This is a genomic window from Pseudoalteromonas aliena SW19 (assembly GCF_014905615.1).
GTDB classification, from domain to species: domain Bacteria; phylum Pseudomonadota; class Gammaproteobacteria; order Enterobacterales; family Alteromonadaceae; genus Pseudoalteromonas; species Pseudoalteromonas aliena.
The window spans coordinates 110457-130140 of record NZ_AQGU01000026.1 but is presented as its reverse complement, the minus strand read 5'-3'; the positions used below and the strand labels follow the sequence as shown (position 1 = coordinate 130140).

The following is a 19684-nucleotide window of genomic DNA, read 5'->3' as shown; positions in this document are numbered from 1 at the left end:
TAAAGTCATAAAGAGTTAATAAATTGTACATAAAGCATATATTGAACTTATTAACTGCACGTTTTAGTTATATTATGGCGTGCTAATTTAATGCTAAAATCTTACTTTAAAGCGACTTAATTTAAAGCGCTCCTGCTTATTTGGAAAATAAATGACGTTAGAATACATAAACCAAATTCTTGCCTTTGTTGTATTTAGTTACAGCGATGTACACATTACCGTAGCCAAGATAATTAAAGTGCCTTTAATACTCTTTGCTATTTGGTTTATTGTTACGCGTATTGGTAAGTTAATAAAAAAAACCTTATTGGCAAAAAAATTAAGTCTAGACGCAGTGCATTTATTTACACGTATCTACTTTATTATCAGTATCGCTATTTTGGTTTTTACATCCTTAGAAGTGCTTAGCATTCCTGTTACTGCATTTGCATTTGTATCGGGTGCTATTGCTATTGGTGTTGGTTTTGGTGCGCAAAATATTATCAACAACTTTATAAGTGGTTGGATACTTATGTGGGAGCGGCCAATTCGTATTGGTGACTTTTTAGAAGTCGGTAATGCAAAAGGAGTCGTAGAGACAATAAATACGCGCTCAACACGTATTCGCCGAAACGACGGTGTGCATATGCTTATTCCCAATAGTCAGCTATTAGAAAACACAGTGACTAACTGGACATTAATTGATGGTAATGCACGTTCAGCCGTAAGTGTGGGGGTTGCTTATGGATCAGATGTGTTGCTGGTTAAAAAATTAATTCAGCAAGTGCTCGATGATCACGAAGCTATATTAGGTGATCCAAAGTCGACGGTATTATTTGATGACTTTGCCGATAGCTCACTGGTGTTTAATGCTATTTTTTGGGTGTGTGCAGAGTCTGAAACTATGCTCAGAAAAGTACGCAGTGATATTCGCTTTAGTATTTATGCCGTATTTGAAGAGCATGATGTTGTCATCGCTTTTCCTCAAAGAGATATTCATATAGACGGTGAGATTGCATTTAAGCGGAGCTAATACCAAACTGCATAAATCTTTGCTCAATTTAACGAATTAAATTGCACTATAACGTCGTTAAAATTTTTTATTTAGAACCACTAGATACAAAAATTTTTGCCTAGTTCTAGCGTAATTTTTTAACGTTAAATAGACCTCATATATAAGCAGATTGGTATAAAAGCATTTCATCATTAAAAATAACAAAGCCGCTCGTGCGGCTTTTTTGTTTTTAATTTTCATTATAAAAACGAAACTAGCTACTTTAATAGCTATTTTACAGGGAAGGACATATGTCCTCTTTTTCGTGCTTTTAGACGCTAAAGTGTATGAAAATGGCGTGAATTGTAGTTAAATGTTACAAAAAAGTTTACAATTTTATGCAGTAAAATTATTTGGCAGTGGTATAATCTCCAGCGTTCGTTCAGCCTTATCGCATCGTTTTTGTACTCTCGATAATAAGGTCCGCGCAGCATATAGCAAGACGCGAAAAATTGGCCGAGCCCGCAACTTACCTCCATGGTATAAATTGCGCAACACATAAACCGTTGAATAAGAGTGCACACAAAAGGTTAAACCCAACATGAAAGCAATGAAAAGATCTACGTTAGCGACCCTAATCAATGCAACGTTGTTCTCTGCAGTAGCAGGTACTTCATTTTCTTCTTTAGCTGCGCAAGAAACAGCTAAAAAAAGTAATCAATTAGAAGTTATTCAAGTCACAGCTCGTAAACGTGTAGAAAACGCACAAGAAGTTCCTGTCGCAGTATCTGCACTGCAAGGTGATAATCTTGACGCCTACAGCTCAGCTGGTATGGATATTCGTTTTTTAAATGCAAAAATTCCAAGTTTATCTATTGAGTCTTCATTTGGTCGTTCATTCCCACGCTTTTATGTTCGTGGTTTAGGTAATACCGATTTTGATTTGAATGCATCACAACCTGTTTCTCTTGTAGTTGATGAAGTAGTTCAAGAAAATGCTATTTTAAAAGGTTTCCCTGTATTTGATGTTGAACGCGTAGAGGTTTTACGTGGACCACAAGGTACATTGTTTGGCCGTAATACACCGGCTGGTCTTGTTAAGTTTGATACAGTTAAACCAAGTCAAGAGTTTGATGGCTATGGCTCTGTTTCTTATGGAAGTCGTGGTGCTATAGATACAAGTGGTGCTGTTGGCGGTGCTTTAACAGATCGCTTATCTGCTCGCGTGTCTTTATTATGGCAAGACAAAGATGATTACATTGATAACCAAGCGCCAGGCTTTGAGGCTAAAGATGAGCAAGGTGGATACACTGAAAAAGCAGCGCGAGTTCAATTTTTATACGAAGGCGATGACTTCACTGCTTTATTAAACTATCACACACGTGATTTAGATGGTTCACCCATTGCCTTTCGTGCAAACGTAATTAAACCAGGTACTAACGAGTTAGTCGATAATTTTGAAAACGATGTTGTTTATCAAGATGCGGCATCACGCTCTACTCAACAAGTAGAGTCTGAAGGCGTAAGTTTAAAGCTTGAATGGGAACTTGAAAACCACACAATTACGTCAATTTCTGCTTGGGAAAGTGCTGAAATATACTCACGTGGTGATATCGATGGTGGTTATGGTGGTTACTCTATTGATAGTGTTGCCGTTAATATGGGACCTGGTTTCATCCCTTTCTCTTCAGAAAGTGCTGATGGTATTCCTGATCACGACCAGTTAACGCAAGAGCTACGTTTATCAAGTAATTTCGATGGCGACTTAAATTATCAAGTGGGTGTATTTTACTTTGATGAAGAACTAACAATTGAAAACTTTAGTTACGATACATCAAGTAATGGCACTTTAAATGGCTTTGTTCGCCAGCAACAAGATACAACTGCTTGGGCTATATTTGGTTCAGTAGATTATACTTTTACTGATGATTTAAAAGTAACAGCGGGTCTTCGTTACTCTGATGATGATAAAGATTTTGTAGCTGACCGTACACTTAGCCCAATTGGTGGTGGTGCTTTACTTGTAGAGCGTGATGTAAGTGATGACCACGTTAGCTGGGATTTATCTGCAAATTACAAAGTAAACGATGACGTTAACTGGTACGGCCGTATAGCAAACAGCTTCCGCGCACCGAGTTTACAAGGTCGAATTTTGTTTGGTGATGATGTAACAACAGCTGAATCAGAAACAGTAACGTCATACGAAACAGGTATTAAATCAGACGTTTTAGACGGTCAAGGCCGTGTTAATGCAACTGTTTTTTACTACACAATGGACGACCAACAACTTACTGCCGTTGGTGGTGGTGCTAACTTTAACCGTTTAGTGAATGCAGATAAAACGACGGGATATGGTTTTGAGTTAGATACTCAATGGGTATTAAGCGATGAATTCAATGCATCATTTAACTTAAGCTACAATAAAACAGAAATTAAAGATAACGGTTTAGCTGTAGCCGTTTGTGCTCAATGTAAAGTTACAGACCCAACTTTCCAAGTCGCAGGTGCATTTGGACCTGAAGATCGCGCAATCCTTAATGGTAACAGCTTACCGCACGCACCAGAGTGGATCTCGAACTTTACACTTCGTTATACTAAAGAGCTTGCCGATGGTAACTTCTTCGCTAGCGGTGATATTTCTTACCGTAGTAAAATCAATATGTTCCTTTATGAATCAGTAGAATTTGAAGGTAAAGAACTTGTTGAAACAGGCCTTCGTACTGGTTACACATGGTCTGAAGGCGACTACGAATATGAAGTTGCTGCCTTTGTTCGTAACTTATTTGACGAGCAGCAAGTAATTGGCGCAGTCGATTTTAATAACAATACAGGTATTGTTAATGAAGAACGCTATGTTGGTGCTGAATTTAAAGTTAACTTTTTCTAAAGATAACCCTAAATTATATTAATTTTTAAAAGCCTGCCTTGTGCAGGCTTTTATGTTTTTATAAAGCTGGTAAAGTAGCGCTAATTAATTTAATGGGATAAAACAATGGCTGGATTTTGGAATTACCGTGTGATTTTTTGTGAAGCGACTAAAGATGAAGCAGCACAGTACCAAATACACGAAGTAGAATATAACCTAAATGGTAAAGTAACTAATTGGTCTGAAACGGGGGCTGCGCCTTTTGGAACAACGCTTGATGAATTAAAAGATGACTCGGAGCGCTTAAAAACAGCATTTGAAAAACCGGTGCTTAAAGTCGTGCGAAAAGCACGTGGTTATGAACTTGTTGATATTGAAACGGGTGAAGAAGCTATCGGTGAGCCGCCAGCTGGTTTAACTGAATAATACCAATCTTATAAAAAACATGATCATTCTAGCGTATTAAATAACTCACTAACTACGTTAAAAATTATTTATATAAAACAACTATGTATCATAATTTTAGCCTTGTTATTGCGCTATTTTCTTATCGCTATAATAGATCACTAATTTAATGCAATTGGTATAATGTTAATGATAGAGGTGCTTAAAGCGCCTTTTTTATTGTCAAAATTTAGATCAAGTTAAATAACCTGAACTCTGGACAATAAATCTATCTCAAGCAGCTATTTTCAGCGCTAACTGCGTTGAATTTACTTGCAATAGGCCCGCTATTGACGCGTAAATTCGCCTTGCTTTCACTGAAAATCTCTGGATAGAGAAAATAAATTTAAATATCACTATAATTCAATATGTTAGTAAATATCTTAACCAGAGTTCAGGTTAAATAAGGAATAAGGATGACTTTAAAAGCAATATTATTTGATATGGACGGCACATTAGTCGATTCAGAAAGTATGCACTTTGTATGTTGGAGTAAATTACTTAAGCCTTATGGCGTTAGTTATGCAGAAGATGATTTTTGTCAGCGTTTTTCAGGTCGTCCGACTTTAGAGGCCGCAATCGAAATTAAACAAGAGCATAATTTATCAGTAACCGCACAGTTTTTAGCGGATGAAAAATATCGCTTGTTTGGTAAATATGTAATAACACATTTACCAGCGCTTATGCCATTTACTGAGCAAACATTAAGGGCGGTAAAAAATAGTGGACTTAAAATGGCCTTAGTGACAGGCAGTGCTAAAAGTGAGGCCTTACCAATACTCAAAGGTTTAGGCTTTTATGAGCTATTTGACACCGTTGTGACAAAAGATGATGTAACTAATCCTAAACCAGCTGGAGATCCATATTTACTGGCGCTTAAGCAGATAAATATACAGGCAGGCAATGCAATTGCTGTTGAGGATACATTCACCGGCGTTACGGCGGCCAACAATGCCTCTTTACGTGTTGTCGCTATTGCTAATAAATATACTCAAAGCCATGACTTTAGTCATGCTACATACTGTATGAATAACTTAGGTGAGTTTTGGCAATGGGTGCAATCTCAACTATAGTTTAAGCCAACTTTTCTAGCTTGGATGCGCCAATAATGACGATTAAATACATGCTTTTAATTATAGCGGTACTTTTTACGCAATGTATAAGTGCAGCACAACCGTCTGTTTTATTAGCTAAAGTATACGACGAAACTAAGCATTACGAGGTCAGTCAGTATTTAGTCAGTGAAAAGTTTGATGGCGTAAGAGCCATATGGACTGGCACTGAGTTTGTTACTCGTAAAGGTAATATTATAAATGCGCCGAGTTGGTTTACAGCCCCTTTACCAAATATATGGCTTGATGGGGAGCTTTGGGTAGAGCGCGAAAACTTCGCACTGGTGAGCGGCATCGTAAGAACAAAAAAACCTAATAACCATGATTGGCAAACAATTACTTATAAAGTATTTGATATGCCTGATGCAGCTTTGCCTTTTAGTATTCGCTACCAAAATTATAGTAAGCTTATTACTCGTTTAAACGCCCCTCATATTGATGCAGTAGAGCAATTCCGCTTTGCTAATAATGAACAGCTCACCAAGTACTTCAAACAAACCACTCAACAAGGCGGCGAGGGTGTAATGCTTCATTTAGCCTCTGCTAAACATAGTTCAGGGCGCAGTAATACATTATTAAAGTTAAAGCCTTATTTGGATGCTGAAGCGGTGGTGATTGCACATCTACCAGGCAAAGGTAAGTATCAAGGCATGCTAGGTGCATTAAGGGTAAAAACAGCACAAGGGCAGGTGTTTTCTATAGGTACTGGGTTTAGTAATGCTGAGCGCTCCATTCCGCCCGAGATAGGCAGCACTGTAACGTATCGGTTTCATGGCTTAACAAAAAATGGTTTGCCGCGGTTTGCCAGTTTTTTACGAGTAAGAGATAGTTTATAGCGTTTATAATTTTCACAAAGTGTGCTAAATTGCGCGGCCTTTTTGGTAATGTGTGGTGAAGTATGTTTGTAGGTTTTGATTACGGTAGTTCTAATTGTGCTATGGGTGTAATGAACGAAGGTAATGTTCAATTGGTACCGCTAGAGCAAGGGAAGCATTACTTACCGTCTACACTTTACACTCATCACAGTGCGCTGGTGGTTGACTTTGTTGCTAAGCATTTACATGGCACGGCTCATGAACACGACTTTATATCGCAACGCCAAGCCCTTTTAAATACCTTACCCCGTATTAAGTCAGATCTTGATTTACATCCTTCAGATGACACCCTATTTATTGGTCGTGAAGCGATCAGCGAGTACGTGCAGTTTCCTGAAGAAGGCTATTTTGTTAAATCCCCTAAATCATTTTTTGGTGCAACAGGTTTAAAACAAGGTCAAATTAACTTTTTTGAAGACATTGCTACGGCAATGATCTTAAAAATTAAGCAGCGCGCTGAGCACTCTTTAGGCAAAATGCTGACACAAACAGTGATTGGTCGCCCGGTAAATTTTCAGGCCGTTGGTGGTGAGCAATCAAATCAACAAGCCGTGGGTATTTTAGAGCGTGCGGCCAAACGTGCTGGTTTTAAAGATGTTGCCTTTTTATATGAGCCACTTGCCGCAGGTATCGATTACGAAAGTGATTTGACACACGATCAAAAGGTACTTGTTATAGATATTGGCGGGGGCACAAGTGACTGTTCATTTGTACAAATGGGGCCAAGCTTTAGGGGCAACAGTGAACGTGATGCTGATTTTTTAGCGCACAGTGGTAAACGTGTTGGTGGAAATGATTTAGATATTGCATTGAGTTACCACGGCTTAATGCCATTGCTGGGGTTAGGTAGTACGTTTAAATCGGGATTACCATTACCAAATCAGGCATTTTGGCAAGCGTGTAAAATTAATGACGTAAACCTACAAAGCCAATTCTATAGCGAAAGCCATACCCGTGAGTTAAATGCACAATTACGTGACGTAAGTGCACCAGAGCTTTATAAACGTTTAATGCATTTACAGCAAAATAAACAAGGTCATCAGCTAGTACAGCAAGGTGAGGCTGCAAAAATAGCCCTTTCATCAGCAAGCGAATTTAACTGTGATTTAAGTTTTTTAGATAAAGATCTTTATAAAAATCTATCAGTGCACGATCTATCTGTTGCGGTAGAGAGTAGTATTAGTCAAATTGTGACGCTTGCTAAACAAGCTATCAGTGACGCTGCAACTATCCCAGACGTTATTTATTTAACAGGTGGTAGTGCACAGTCACCTTTAATTAAAGCCGCGTTGAGCGAGCATTTAGGTGATATAAAAATGGTTAATGGAGATCACTTTGGTAGTGTAACTGCTGGCCTAACTAAATGGGCCAGCATGCTTTATAAGTAGCTTAAAAATTTATATATCTATTTGTCGGGTTGCGAGGTATTTTTCGTAATCTGGCAAAGTACGTTCAAGCTCAACGTCCATAAGCGGTGAGCTTAATAGCATATCAGCACTGACCTCATTACACGCCACGGGTATATTCCAAACAGCCGCTAAACGAAGCAATGCCTTAACATCAGGATCGTGAGGTTGCGATGCCAACGGATCCCAAAAAAATATCAAAACATGTATTTCATGTTCTGCTATTTTTGCTCCTAATTGTTGATCGCCACCCATTGGGCCACTTAAAAGTTGGATTACATCAAGACCAGTGGTTTTTTGGATTAAATGCCCCGTCGTACCGGTGCCATACAAAGTGTGTTTGCTTAGTATGCTTTTGTGTTTTTCACACCATACTTTTAATGCTGCTTTTTTACCGTCGTGGGCAACTAATGCGATATTTTTTTGCGCGGGAAGAGACTGTCTTTTTTGTTCCATGTTGATTCTTTTTTTTAGTTAACCAAAGTGCAGGTTAGTTAAAATAATAGATTGATAGCAAGGGCGATGAACACTAAGCCGGTGATCCTATCAATCCAAAGTTGGCTATTGGGATTACTTCTAAAAAATTGTGCTATTTTATCGCCAAAATAAATATACGTGCAGTCAATCGGAAAAGCAAAAATAGGGTAGAGCAAGCCAAAAAAAGCCAGTTGTAAAGTAGCAGATGAAAGTGTGGGATCTACAAATTGAGGAATAAACGCAATAAAAAACAATGCAACTTTAGGGTTTAATACTTCAGTCATCATGGCTTGGAACATCACATTACTTTTTTTGCTGGTACTCACGTGAGGTTTATCACATTGCTCATTATGAGCTGCTGGCTGACGCTTGCGCAATGTGCCTTTAATCATCATAAGCCCTAAATAGCACAGATATGCAGCTCCTGCATATTGTACTGTTGCATACGCTGTAGCGGATGCTTTTAGTAGTGCGCTTAAACCAACTACCGCTAAAAAAGTATGTACTACGCCGCCTAAAGCAAAACCAAAGGCACTTTGCATGCCTGCACTGCGCCCGTTAGCAAATGTTTGCGCCATTAAAAAAGCATTGGATGGACCCGGTGCAACCGCCATTAAAAAGCTAGCCAATAAAAACGAGAGTAAAAAGTCAGGGTTGATCATCATGCGCTTTTAGCCGGATGTAAAGTATGGGCTTTTTTAGTCATTAAAATAAACCAAAGTGGCACCAATAATAAAAGGTGAAAAGCAATTAACCAAGGTGTACTTAGCCCTAAAAATTGAGTTAAAACGACAAGTATACTGGCCCCGCTCATTTGCATTGCCCCCAGTAATGCTGAGGCTGTACCTGCTTGTTTAGGAAAGCTAGATAGAGCCATACCTGCTGCAGAGCCTAAACTTAACGCAAACCCTAATGCTGCAATTAAAATAGGTAACATAAGTGCAAACGCCGTTTCTATACTGCTAAGAGCAAGCATTAATAAACCTGAAAAAACCAACAAACTTACACCGAGTCGCAAAGCTTGCTGGCTATTTCGTTTAATGTACGTTGGTAATATAAAGCTCGCGACAATACTTATTACAGCATTTAACGTAAACCAAAAGGTAAAATCAGCTACCGTGCCACCTAAATGTGTAATGATCCAGCCAGGCGCGAGTGTTACATAAACCAAAATAGCCGACATCGCGACCATACAAATTAGACTATTAAATAAAAATACCGGTGTTTTAATAATCGGGGTAAAGCGACGTAAATCTAAAATATGGCCTTGATAATGGCTATCGGCTGGGCGTGTTTCTCTAAAAAAGAATAGCGTGACAATAAGGCCGACAATAGCAAAAACGGTTAAAAACATAAAATTCATACGCCAGCCAAACTGTACGGTCAGCCATGCACCTAAAATAGGCGCCATTGCAGGAATAAAACACACAATCCCATTTAGATAGGTGATCATCTGCCCGCTGCGTTCTGGGCCATATTTATCGCGTACTATCGCAAATGCGACAACAAAGGTGGCACACGCTCCTAAACCTTGAAAGGCGCGTGCAATCATCAATACATCAAAAGAAGGCGAGTAGTAAGCGAGCAATGCCGAACTTGCGTATAAACTAACTCCAACAATAGCCACCGGTTTTCGACCAAATCTATCCGCCAGCGGTCCCGCAATTAATTGACCTAAACCAACAGTTAACATAAAAATAGCAACGGTTTGTTGTACTTGTTGTTCTGTAACTGCAAATTGCTCTGCAATAGTAGGAAAGGCGGGTAAGTAAATATCGATTGCCATAGGGCAAAATATAACGAGTAACGCTAAGATAAGTAACAAAGTCGTATTTGGTTTTGCGGGCTGTGTTTGCATTGAGTCTCCTTTTGCCGAGTATTTTAGGTGGGCGCCCATAAAAAAGAAAGGGCTTATGACCCCTATGGATGCTATCCGTTCTATTTTTTATTTACATTAAGCTAAAAGGCAAAGTAAATGCACTTTTTAAAACTGGTCTGATGTGTTAATTTGAAAAAAGTAACCGTTGATGGAAAATAATAATGAGTAATAAATCCGCACTTGTAAAAACGTGGCTTAGGTTTAAGCGTTTACCTTTTGGTAATTGGCTTTTTACTAAAGCTGTTTGCTTTAAAGCGCCTTACTTTGGCTCTATGAAACCTTATGTACTCGATTTGCGAGAAGGGCATTGTAGCGCAGTGGTTAAAAACCGTCGTAGTGTTCATAATCACATTGGAACTATTCATGCTATTGCCCAGTGTAACTTAGCTGAGTTGTGTGCTGGCGTTATGGTGGATGCCACTGTGCCAGTTAAAACACATCGCTGGATCCCTAAAGGTATGACGGTTCAGTATTTAGCTAAAGTGGATACAGATGTGACAGCAATTGCTGAAATTGATTTACCGCATAAATGGGTTGATAAAGAAGACTTGGTGGTGCCTGTAAAACTTTATAATACCCGCAATGAGCTTGTTTTCACTGCAGATATTACAATGTACATTACTGAGAAAAAGTAACTTAAATTTTATCAGTAGCTTGTTTATTTACAAATGACAAGCTGCTGCTATCTTCCTCTAATAATATTTTGGCTTCACTTGCTGGTTTTAGCTTATCACTAATAAGCTCAACCTCTTCTTTTTCGAAGCGTTGTTTTAAACTGCCTTCAATAATAGCCCCAGCATCAATACTCAACGTATCGTGAAATACATCGCCATGCACATGTGCACTTTCTTGAATTTTCACCTCACTCGCATTGAGAGTGCCAATAATTTTACCTTTAACGACAACACTTTTAGCTTCAACTACACCTTCGACAATACCGGTAGAGCCTATAACTAAATGCTCAGCTTTAATATCGCCATCAATGCGGCCATCTAACTGTACTTCGCCTTGGCTGATTAATGTGCCCGTCATACGTACATCTTCAGAGATAATTGAAGGTGTATGAGATACTCTTTTTAAAGATGAATTATCTACTTTCTGCTTTTTTTTACTGAACACTAGAAAACGCCTTTGTTATTTTTAGAGGATTGACTTGTTTGCCATTAAGTAACACTTCGTAGTGTAAATGAGTGCCAGTACTTCGTCCTGTACTGCCCATTAAACCAATAACATCATTTTTATAAATTGTTTGATCTTTTTTCACATTAATTTTATTTAAGTGGCCAAAACGTGTTACTAAGCCGTTTTTATGTTTAAGCTCTATAAAGTTACCATAACCGCCATTTCGGCCAGCTCTAAGTACGACGGCGTCTGCTGGAGCAAATATTTCTGTTTTGTGCCAACCGGCAAAATCGACCCCTTTGTGAAACGCATGACGACTGTTCATAGGATCGTTACGAAGACCAAAACCACTTGAGATATAATACTTTTTAGCAGGTAATGGAAGCGTGTTTGGCAACTCAGTTAAAAAGCTTTCTAAGTTATTTAATAATAATAATTTGTCTACAACCGCTAGAAAGTGCTTAGGTATTTTTGTTTCGTCAAATGTGTCAAAAGGACCACCTTGTGCAACTGTTTGATCGCCTAACGCTAAACGCTTTTCAAGCACTGATTCAAGACCAGCGCCTTTTAACATTGCTACAATAGCTTTACGTCGAGTGCTTATTTGCTCATCGAGTTGACTAAAGCTATTTTCGTATTGCAGGTTTAAATGTGCTGTTCGCTGTGCAAAGTCAACCGTTGTATTTAACGTAAGCGCAGCATTTTCTTGTGCGTTATCATCTATTAACGGCTCATGAAATTCGTTTTCATTTTCGTTGATTGGTAATTTTAGATCGGTATCAAGTTTTATGGACTCTTTACTAATAGAGGCCGGCAACGATTCGATCATATTTTGTAGCAGCGCCTGTTTTTGCTCTAGCACTTCAAGTTGTTCTAGTTGCTTTATGTAAAGTGCGTGTTGATCACTCGTTTTTTTCTTCCAAAGAGTTTGCTTATCTTGTTGGCTTTGCTCAATATGTGAAATCTGATTTGTTTGCGAATAAACACGAAAACTAGAAATACTCATCCATGTGACAGTTCCTAAAATAAGCAATACAGCAAAAAATTGAAGCCAAGGTGCTAAAAGAACATGCTTAACTTCGCCATTTTGACGAATAAGCAGCTGACGAGCTGGGAAAAATTTATGATAAAAAGATTTTATAAATACTAACATGGCATATAAACACTGGCTATTAACCGAATTAAGATATCAATCTGAGCCTAAAAAGCCAGAAATAAATTGTAACCACTCAAAAATTAATAAAAAAGGGCTGCTTTTATTCCGCAACCCATTTATAACTCATTGTGTTTTTTATACTATTTAACCTGGATTCAACGCAGTTAGCGCTGAAAGTAGCTGCTCGAGATAGATTTATTATCCAGAATTCAGGTTATTTAGTTGGCAGTACCGTACTCTCTACTGAACCAAAGCCAATACGTACATAGCCTTCTTTTTCACACCAACCACGCATAATAACGTTATCGCCATCTTCTAAAAAGCTACGTTGCTCACCATTACTAAGCGTGATTTTTTCTTTTCCACCACGAGATAGTTCAAGCAAAGAGCCCGCCTCTTCATGGGTAGGGCCTGATTGCGTACCTGAGCCCAGCATGTCACCAGGCATGAAGTTACAGCCATTTACCGTATGGTGAGTAACCATTTGCGCTACAGTCCAATACGAGTGTTTAAAGCTAGATGTTGATACACGCGTTGGCGTGTGACCCTCATTGCGCATTTTTTGCGTTTGGATTTTAACATCCATTTGTATATCAAAAGCACCTTGCTCACGGTTCGCTTTTGATTCTAAGTAATCCATAGGTTGCGGATCGCTTTCATCACGCGTCCAGCTTGTTCTATAAGGAGCTAAAGCCTCAGTTGTTACAATCCACGGAGAGACAGTCGATGCGAAGTTTTTAGCTAAAAATGGGCCAAGCGGTTGGTATTCCCATGCTTGTAAATCGCGCGCAGACCAATCGTTAAATACACAAAAACCAAACACATGGTTTTCAGCATTCTCAATAGCGATTGCATCGCCCAGTGCGTTACCTTTACCCAAATAAATACCAAGTTCTAACTCGTAATCAAGGCGCTTACATGGACCAAATGACGGTACTTCTGCATCAGGTGCCTTAGTTTGACCTTTAGGGCGGTGAAATGTTTGACCCGATACATCAATAGACGAAGAACGTCCGTGATAACCAATAGGTACCCATTTGTAATTTGGTAGTAATGGGTTATCTGGGCGAAATAAGCTGCCCACAGCAGTTGCGTGGTAGATTGACGTGTAAAAATCGGTGTAATCTCCGATACGACAAGGGAGTGAAAACTCAATATCAGCTTGTGAGACAAGCGCATCGCTCAGCGTTTGTTGATGCTCAGAGCCTACTCGTAGTGCTTTTGAAAGCGCTAAACGCAGTGCTGACCAGTATTGTTGACCCAAACCCATAAACGTATTTAGGGTGGCTTCACTTGCTGCATTAGCGGCTGTTTTAGCATCACCTGTTAAAACGTTTAATTTGCTCAGTTTTGCTAAATCAATTACTTGGTCGCCAATAGCAACACCACCACGAAAGGCTTCATCAGCGCCTTTACGACGAAACTCTGCAAACGGTAAGTTTTGAATAGGGAAGTCGCAGTTATCAACATTAGCTGATTCTACCCAGCTGATTAAATTAATATCGTGGGTTTCGTTAATTAGGCTCATTACATTTCCTTTGGATTTTACGGTATAGCGATAAAGTACAGTTTATTTAATCATACTTGTACTCAGCGCAATACTTTTTAAATATTAAAACGACAAAAAGCAGCGAAATTCGCTGCTTTTAATTTACTCAAATGTTTTATAAAACGCCGCGACGCTCTTGGTCGCGTTCGATTGATTCAAATAATGCTTGGAAGTTACCTTCACCAAAACCACCATCATCAACGCGTTGGATCATTTCTATAAAGATTGGGCCAAATAAGTTTTTAGAGAAGATTTGCAATAAGTAACAATTTTCACTTTGGCTATCAACGAGTATTTGATGCTGACGAATCTTTTCTTTATCTTCCGCAACCCAAGGTACACGGTCAAAAATAGTATCGTAGTACTCAGGGATAATATCCAAAGTAGCAATTGTTGATTTATCCAGCTTATCAAGAGAGCTTACTAAGTCATCGGTTAAAAACGCTAAATGTTGAACGCCTGGGCCATTGTACTGGCCAAGGTATTCGTCAATTTGGTTGTTATTATCACCTTTACCTTCATTTATCGGAATGGAGAAGGTGCCACAAGGGGATTTAAGTGCATACGAAATAAGCGCTGTTTTTTGACCTTTAATGTCAAAGTAGCGTACTTCTGTAAAACCAAACACATCTTTATAAAAGTTAGCCCACTTTTCCATAGTGCCTTTATAAACGTTATTGGTTAAATGATCGATTCGGATAAAGCCTTTATCTTCTACAACATTTTGCGTTTCAAGGTCTTCAAAATCACTTTCGTAAATAGTGCCTTTGTCGCCAAATTGTTCAATAAAATAAATTAGGCTGTCGCCAATGCCATAGATTGCAGGGTATGGCAGGTTTTTATGGGTTGAATCAGTTGCGGGTTTTGCACCACGCTCTACTGCTGTATCAAATGCTTTTTGTGCATTTTCAACACGCCAGCCCATAGAACAAATAGCAGGTCCGTGACTTTTAGCAAATTCGGCAGAAAAACCTTCGCGCTCGTTATTTAATAAAAAATGAATATCGTTTTGGTTATAATAAACAATGTCTTTACCTTTGAATTTTTTAAGCTTAGAGAAGCCAAAATCAGTAAATACTTTATCCATATAATCTGCATCAGGTGTGGCGTATTCAGTAAATTCGATACCCACTAAACCTAAATAATTATTTACTTCACTCATTATCATTACTCCCGCAATTAAGCACTGCGATTATGTGTTGTTGTCATATTGCAGTAGATAATCAACCAGAATTTTGCTTAGGGGAAGAGGGCGGCACTATTTAATATGCAGTCGATGTGTAAATTTTATAGGACGGTTATTACTAAGTAATGTGTTTGCAATACAGTTAAATGAATTGAGGTACTGTGGCAATAACTTATATTGCAATAAAAAGACCTCAACGTATTGTTTTTAAATAATATAAATTGCTATTGTGCTGCGTAAAAGCCCCTTTTTTAGTGAGTGATTAAAAGTTTACTTGTACTTAATTGTTTACAGTTAGAGACGCGTTACCAAAGAACTTGTTACGTTGCTCTAACCAAAGGTTAGGTTTTATAACAGGTGCGGTTTGATAATGGCGTTCAATTGCTTGATTCAGAACACGTGTTGATTGCTCAAAGGTTAGTTTTTGCTGTGCGGTGCCCATACTTTTTATTTCATCGCGGGTCATAGCATGGCCAGCATAAAGCAGCGCATTTAAATAACCAGGTACTGTTTCAAAATTGTTATCGGTAAATAAAAGCACTGATTTATTGAGTGCCCAACGGCGATTAATTTCGCCATCTTCTTTTACGCCTACGAGTTCACCGTCAATATATACTTCAAATACGCCATTTGTAGGTGCTGCGTAGAAAACAAATGCAACGCGGTGCCATGTATCTGGTTGAGTATTGCCAAAGTAGCCACTGTCGCTTGTTGACTTTCCGTAGCCGCCACTTGGGTCGATAAAGATATCTGCATCGTCCTCAAGGTAATTACTGGTTTCTGCTTGTATTACCGCGCGGTAAATATCGCTGCCTTCTGAAGGCCAATACAAGTCCATTACAAGTGTATAATCAGAGACCATTCCTTCATTTGCAAAATCACCGTTTGCAGCTGTATTGAGGTCAATCAATAACCCTTCAGTAGGAGAGTGCCTTGAAAAAGCCATTACACCAGAGGGGCCATCTCTCAAATCTGATATGTTTAGCTCGGTTGTGGTTTTATATTGAGTCTCTTCAGGGCCCCAATCTGTTGTTTGTGGGTCGAAATAACTTAGTACCGAAGGACCGAAGTCTGGCGTTAGCGGGCTTGCGTCATTATTAAAATTCCATACCGTAATATCTGTTTTATTATCACATGAAAATAGTTGATTGTTTGTATCAAGGTATAAACATTGGCTGGTTCTAAAGCGTGCATACTGATCGAGCAACCACCACGCTTCAGCAATTGGCTCTACATTTGAGAAAGTCACACCGTTAAAAAATAAATCAGCATTTAAAGCCGCACCTTTAAATAAAGCTACGTCGTAATTTTCTGTCGCTTTTATATCTTCGGGCTTTAGTAAAAACCAGTTAGGTTGACTGGCAAACATAGCGGTTAAATCACTGCCTGATACGGTGACTTTATAAATAGAATTAAATCCAGGTGTATTTGATGGCTGCCTCTCTACGTAAAAGGCTTTGTGGAAATCTTCTTGCGTGAGGGTACCCGGTGTCCAACGCTTTTGTACAAGTTCAGGGTTCAAAAGTGCTGCGCTAATTGAGCTCGAATGCAGTGTGGCTAAGGCGGTTATTTCAGCTAATTGCAAGGGACTAGGGTAATTTTCTGAAATAGCGATTTCTGTTTGTGCATCAGGAGCGTAGCGACCCATAATCGCATTAATTGCTTGTTGAGTTGTTTCATCGAGTTCGCTGACACTCTCGGTTTCAACTGTTTTATAATCAACAATAGGCGCAAACTTATCAGCTAAGTTAAACTTAAGTGTTAAATCGGTAATACCTTTAGCATAGAAATCGGGCTGAACAATAATAGCGCCGTTATCTAACGTCTCGTAGCTTTCACCGCCGTGGGTATGACCACCAAGCACTAAGTCGATACCCGCTACATTGGTTGCCATTTCGGTATCAAGGCCTACACCTAAATGACTGAGCATGACAATATAATCTACGTCGCCGCGATATTGGCTTACAATACTTTGTGCAATCTGCTGCCACTGCCAACTCATTTTAAATTGTTTTATAAAATCAGGGATTGGTTCATCTTGAATTGGTTCATCAAGTTCATTCCATGGCACAGAAGTCATCCCAAATACGCCAAGTGTAATACAACCCGCTTGTACTTTTGCAAACCCCACAGCTGCAAAATCTTGGAGCTGCTGACCTTCGTAACGCGTATTACTTGCCAGTACGATGGCATTCTCGTCTTGTGAATAATTTAATAATTTTTCTGGGCCCCACGCGTAATCATGATTTCCAACAACGCGGACATCAAATTGCATCGCTTTAATTGCTTCTTCGGTTGCGATGCCTTGCGATAGCTGTTCAGCAACAGTGCCTTTTTCATAGTCATCACCACCGTTTGTAAATAAAGTATGAGGTGTTTGACTTGCTGCCTGATTGTAATAGGCTTTTATTCGGCTGAAGTATTGTTCTTGATAGCCAAAACGAGCATGTAAATCTGCAACGTGGACAAACCTTACTGACTGCTCTGTTGCGTTAGCGTCGCAAGTTGGGCCGATATTTGCGAAAGCTTCATTGCGCTGCATTTGTATTGCATAGGTACCAAGTTGATCCACTTGTGCGCTGACTAAACCTTCAGTAACGACTGAATTATTTATATTGACCCATGTGTCGCCAGTTAATCGTGCAATAAATAATTGGCCACCCAGCGCGTATGCTTGAGGTATTTTGATACCGATAGTCGCTGAACTTGTAAATGTGAGTGTGTTTGGTGTCAGGGAATGAATATCTGAGATGATATTTTGGGCTGTTGTTGTTTCATCAGCTACAATGTTTGTGTAAGTAATATCAGTATTATTAGCAACTGCGTTAGCGGGAATCGTAACCGTAAAGTTTTCGTCATCGAGCGTGGCTGATAAACCGGAGGAGACAGTAACATTAAGTTGGCTAGGCTTTGGCGGATCGTTTGGGTTTGGAGTAACAGCGTCACCAGAACCACCGCAAGCGCTTAAAAGTAGAACTAAAAAGGCCAAGCATTTTGCACGAAAAAAAGTAGACGTTTGCATGGTTTGCTGTTCCTAATGCCAGTGTAATGTTTATCTAAACATTGTATCAGCTAACAGAAAACCTATAAAGTGATAAGAGAACCTCCCCTGTAAAAGTACAGAGGAGGTTAATTGTTACTGTTTGTTAGCCGTAACTTCTAGTTCTTCAGCTAAAATATGTTCATGTGTATGAGGTTCGTGTTGACCCTCTGCACCATGCATCCATTTAACTAATTTATCACTTAGTAAATACATAATCACAGCCGATATAACGGCTGTAGCACCTAGGCCAATAAAGATACCAAGTGCATTGTCTAGCGCTTCTTCACCTTCACCTAAGTATGAACCTACAAAGCCAGCAATTTTGTTTGCTACAGCAGTACATAAGAACCAAATACCCATAAGCATCGATGCTAAGCGTAGTGGTGCTAGTTTACTTACCATTGATAAACCAATTGGAGACAAGCATAGCTCACCTAACGTATGGAATAAGTAAAAAAGAACTAACCACATCATGCTAATTTGAAGCGTGTCACCTTGACCTTGAGTCATAAGCGCAAGGATCATAGTTAAAAAGCCTAGCGCTAAAAAGATTAGGGCAATAGCAAATTTAACCGGTGAATTAGGCTCTTTTTTATCAAGTTTTAGCCAGATAATTGCAACCAATGGCGCAAAAACAATGATAAAAATTGAATTTAGAGATTGAAACCATGATGCCGGAATTTCAAAATTAAATAGCATACGATCAGTATAGTCATTCGCAAAAAGGTTCATTAAGCCACCAGCCTGTTCAAAACCCATCCAGAAAATGATACTAAATACACTCATAGTAAAAATAACTTTAATACGGTCGGTTTCAACTTTAGTAAGCGGAACTTTAGTATTTGAAGTTGATTGCTCTCGAGCAAGCTTTGCTGCAGGTACAACCCCAATATCACCTAGGTATTTTTTACTTAGTGCGACTTGCATAGCAACAGAGACCAACATACCAATACCTGCAGCGATAAAGCCAAACTGCCATCCCATAGATGCGGCTACAAAACCAGCAACCAAAGGACCAAATGCACCACCTAGGTTAATACCCATGTAGAATATAGTGAATGCACCATCACGGCGTTGATCGCCTTCGTTGTATAAGTCGCCAACCATTGTTGAGATATTTGGTTTAAATAAACCATTACCCAAACACAGTAGCGCTAAGCCAATATAAAATATGTTTTCTTCTTGGCCTGCTAAATAACTATGTGGAATACCCATAGTAAAATGACCGGCGGCCATTAACAAACCACCAATGATAATGGCTTTACGTTGGCCTAACACGTTATCAGCTAACCAGCCACCAAATAACGGTGTAATGTACACAGCCATGGTAAACGTACCATAAAGGCTTAATGCGTCTGCATTACTCCAACCAAAACCGCCTTCTTGAGTAATGGCTACAAGATAAAGAACCAAAATAGCACGCATGCCATAGTAGCCAAAGCGTTCCCACATTTCTGTACCGAACAACAGGAATAATCCCTTAGGATGACCTAAGAAATCACCTGATTTAGGTAATGAACTCATATTTACTTCCTAACTTTAAGAATTGTTGTAATGGCCTTATAATTTTTTGCTTTAGCTATTTTAGTATTTAGA

16 protein-coding genes are annotated in these 19684 nt (G+C 39.1%); 7 read left to right on the top strand and 9 right to left on the bottom strand.

The window, feature by feature from the left end; translation table 11 throughout:
• The first annotated feature begins 151 nt into the window (after positions 1-151).
• The 6 genes from PALI_RS11830 to yegD all read left to right on the top strand — a co-directional run bounded on the left by PALI_RS11830 (position 152) and on the right by yegD (position 7658).
• Entirely contained in the window at positions 152-1012 is an 861-nt protein-coding gene (locus PALI_RS11830; RefSeq protein WP_193155979.1) for a mechanosensitive ion channel family protein, read from the top strand.
• 562 nt (positions 1013-1574) lie between these two features.
• A complete protein-coding gene (locus PALI_RS11825; protein ID WP_193155978.1) occupies positions 1575-3860 on the top strand; it encodes a TonB-dependent receptor in 2286 nt (761 codons plus the stop codon).
• A gap of 105 nt (positions 3861-3965) precedes the next feature.
• Entirely contained in the window at positions 3966-4265 is a 300-nt protein-coding gene (locus tag PALI_RS11820) for a hypothetical protein (protein WP_193155977.1), read from the top strand.
• 434 nt (positions 4266-4699) lie between these two features.
• A complete protein-coding gene (locus PALI_RS11815; RefSeq protein WP_193155976.1) occupies positions 4700-5356 on the top strand; it encodes an HAD family hydrolase in 657 nt (218 codons plus the stop codon).
• Positions 5357-5388: 32 nt separating this feature from the next.
• Positions 5389-6231 (top strand): DNA ligase, encoded by an 843-nt coding sequence (locus tag PALI_RS11810; RefSeq protein WP_193156149.1) that lies wholly within the window; start codon positions 5389-5391, stop codon positions 6229-6231.
• A gap of 62 nt (positions 6232-6293) precedes the next feature.
• Positions 6294-7658: a molecular chaperone gene (gene yegD, locus PALI_RS11805; protein WP_138586928.1), complete on the top strand. Its 1365-nt coding sequence runs from the start codon at positions 6294-6296 to the stop codon at positions 7656-7658.
• 9 nt (positions 7659-7667) lie between these two features.
• On the opposite strand, the gene PALI_RS11800 is transcribed toward yegD, so the two are convergent.
• From PALI_RS11800 to PALI_RS11790, 3 genes are read right to left on the bottom strand one after another with little or no spacing between them, the layout of a single operon-like run.
• The gene (locus PALI_RS11800) at positions 7668-8132 is read right to left on the bottom strand and encodes a methylglyoxal synthase (RefSeq protein ID WP_077537355.1); all 465 of its coding nucleotides are present in this window, start codon (positions 8130-8132) and stop codon (positions 7668-7670) included.
• Between the two features lie 38 nt (positions 8133-8170).
• Entirely contained in the window at positions 8171-8815 is a 645-nt protein-coding gene (locus PALI_RS11795) for a LysE family translocator (RefSeq protein WP_182700822.1), read from the bottom strand.
• Complete coding sequence (locus PALI_RS11790; RefSeq protein ID WP_077537357.1) at positions 8815-10011, bottom strand: multidrug effflux MFS transporter; 1197 nt, start codon at positions 10009-10011, stop codon at positions 8815-8817. The genes PALI_RS11795 and PALI_RS11790 overlap by 1 nt, the downstream gene beginning before the upstream one ends.
• Before the next feature lie 182 nt (positions 10012-10193).
• Here PALI_RS11790 and PALI_RS11785 point away from each other — a divergent pair, with 182 nt between their 5' ends.
• Positions 10194-10667, top strand: coding sequence for a hotdog fold domain-containing protein (locus PALI_RS11785; protein WP_077537358.1), 474 nt, complete (start codon positions 10194-10196; stop codon positions 10665-10667).
• Between the two features lies 1 nt (position 10668).
• On the opposite strand, the gene PALI_RS11780 is transcribed toward PALI_RS11785, so the two are convergent.
• The 6 genes from PALI_RS11780 to PALI_RS11755 all read right to left on the bottom strand — a co-directional run bounded on the left by PALI_RS11780 (position 10669) and on the right by PALI_RS11755 (position 19612).
• The gene (locus PALI_RS11780) at positions 10669-11151 is read right to left on the bottom strand and encodes a bactofilin family protein (RefSeq protein ID WP_077537359.1); all 483 of its coding nucleotides are present in this window, start codon (positions 11149-11151) and stop codon (positions 10669-10671) included.
• Positions 11141-12307, bottom strand: a complete 1167-nt coding sequence (locus PALI_RS11775; protein WP_193155975.1) for a M23 family metallopeptidase — start codon at positions 12305-12307, stop codon at positions 11141-11143. Before PALI_RS11775 ends, PALI_RS11780 begins: the two co-directional genes overlap by 11 nt.
• 217 nt (positions 12308-12524) lie before the next feature.
• Positions 12525-13838, bottom strand: coding sequence for a fumarylacetoacetase (gene fahA, locus PALI_RS11770; protein WP_193155974.1), 1314 nt, complete (start codon positions 13836-13838; stop codon positions 12525-12527).
• 136 nt (positions 13839-13974) lie between these two features.
• Positions 13975-15021, bottom strand: coding sequence for a 4-hydroxyphenylpyruvate dioxygenase (gene hppD / locus PALI_RS11765; RefSeq protein ID WP_077538966.1), 1047 nt, complete (start codon positions 15019-15021; stop codon positions 13975-13977).
• A gap of 304 nt (positions 15022-15325) precedes the next feature.
• Positions 15326-18067, bottom strand: coding sequence for a metallophosphoesterase (locus PALI_RS11760; protein WP_193155973.1), 2742 nt, complete (start codon positions 18065-18067; stop codon positions 15326-15328).
• Between the two features lie 114 nt (positions 18068-18181).
• The gene (locus PALI_RS11755; RefSeq protein ID WP_077537363.1) at positions 18182-19612 is read right to left on the bottom strand and encodes a peptide MFS transporter; all 1431 of its coding nucleotides are present in this window, start codon (positions 19610-19612) and stop codon (positions 18182-18184) included.
• Between the last annotated feature and the right edge of the window lie 72 nt (positions 19613-19684).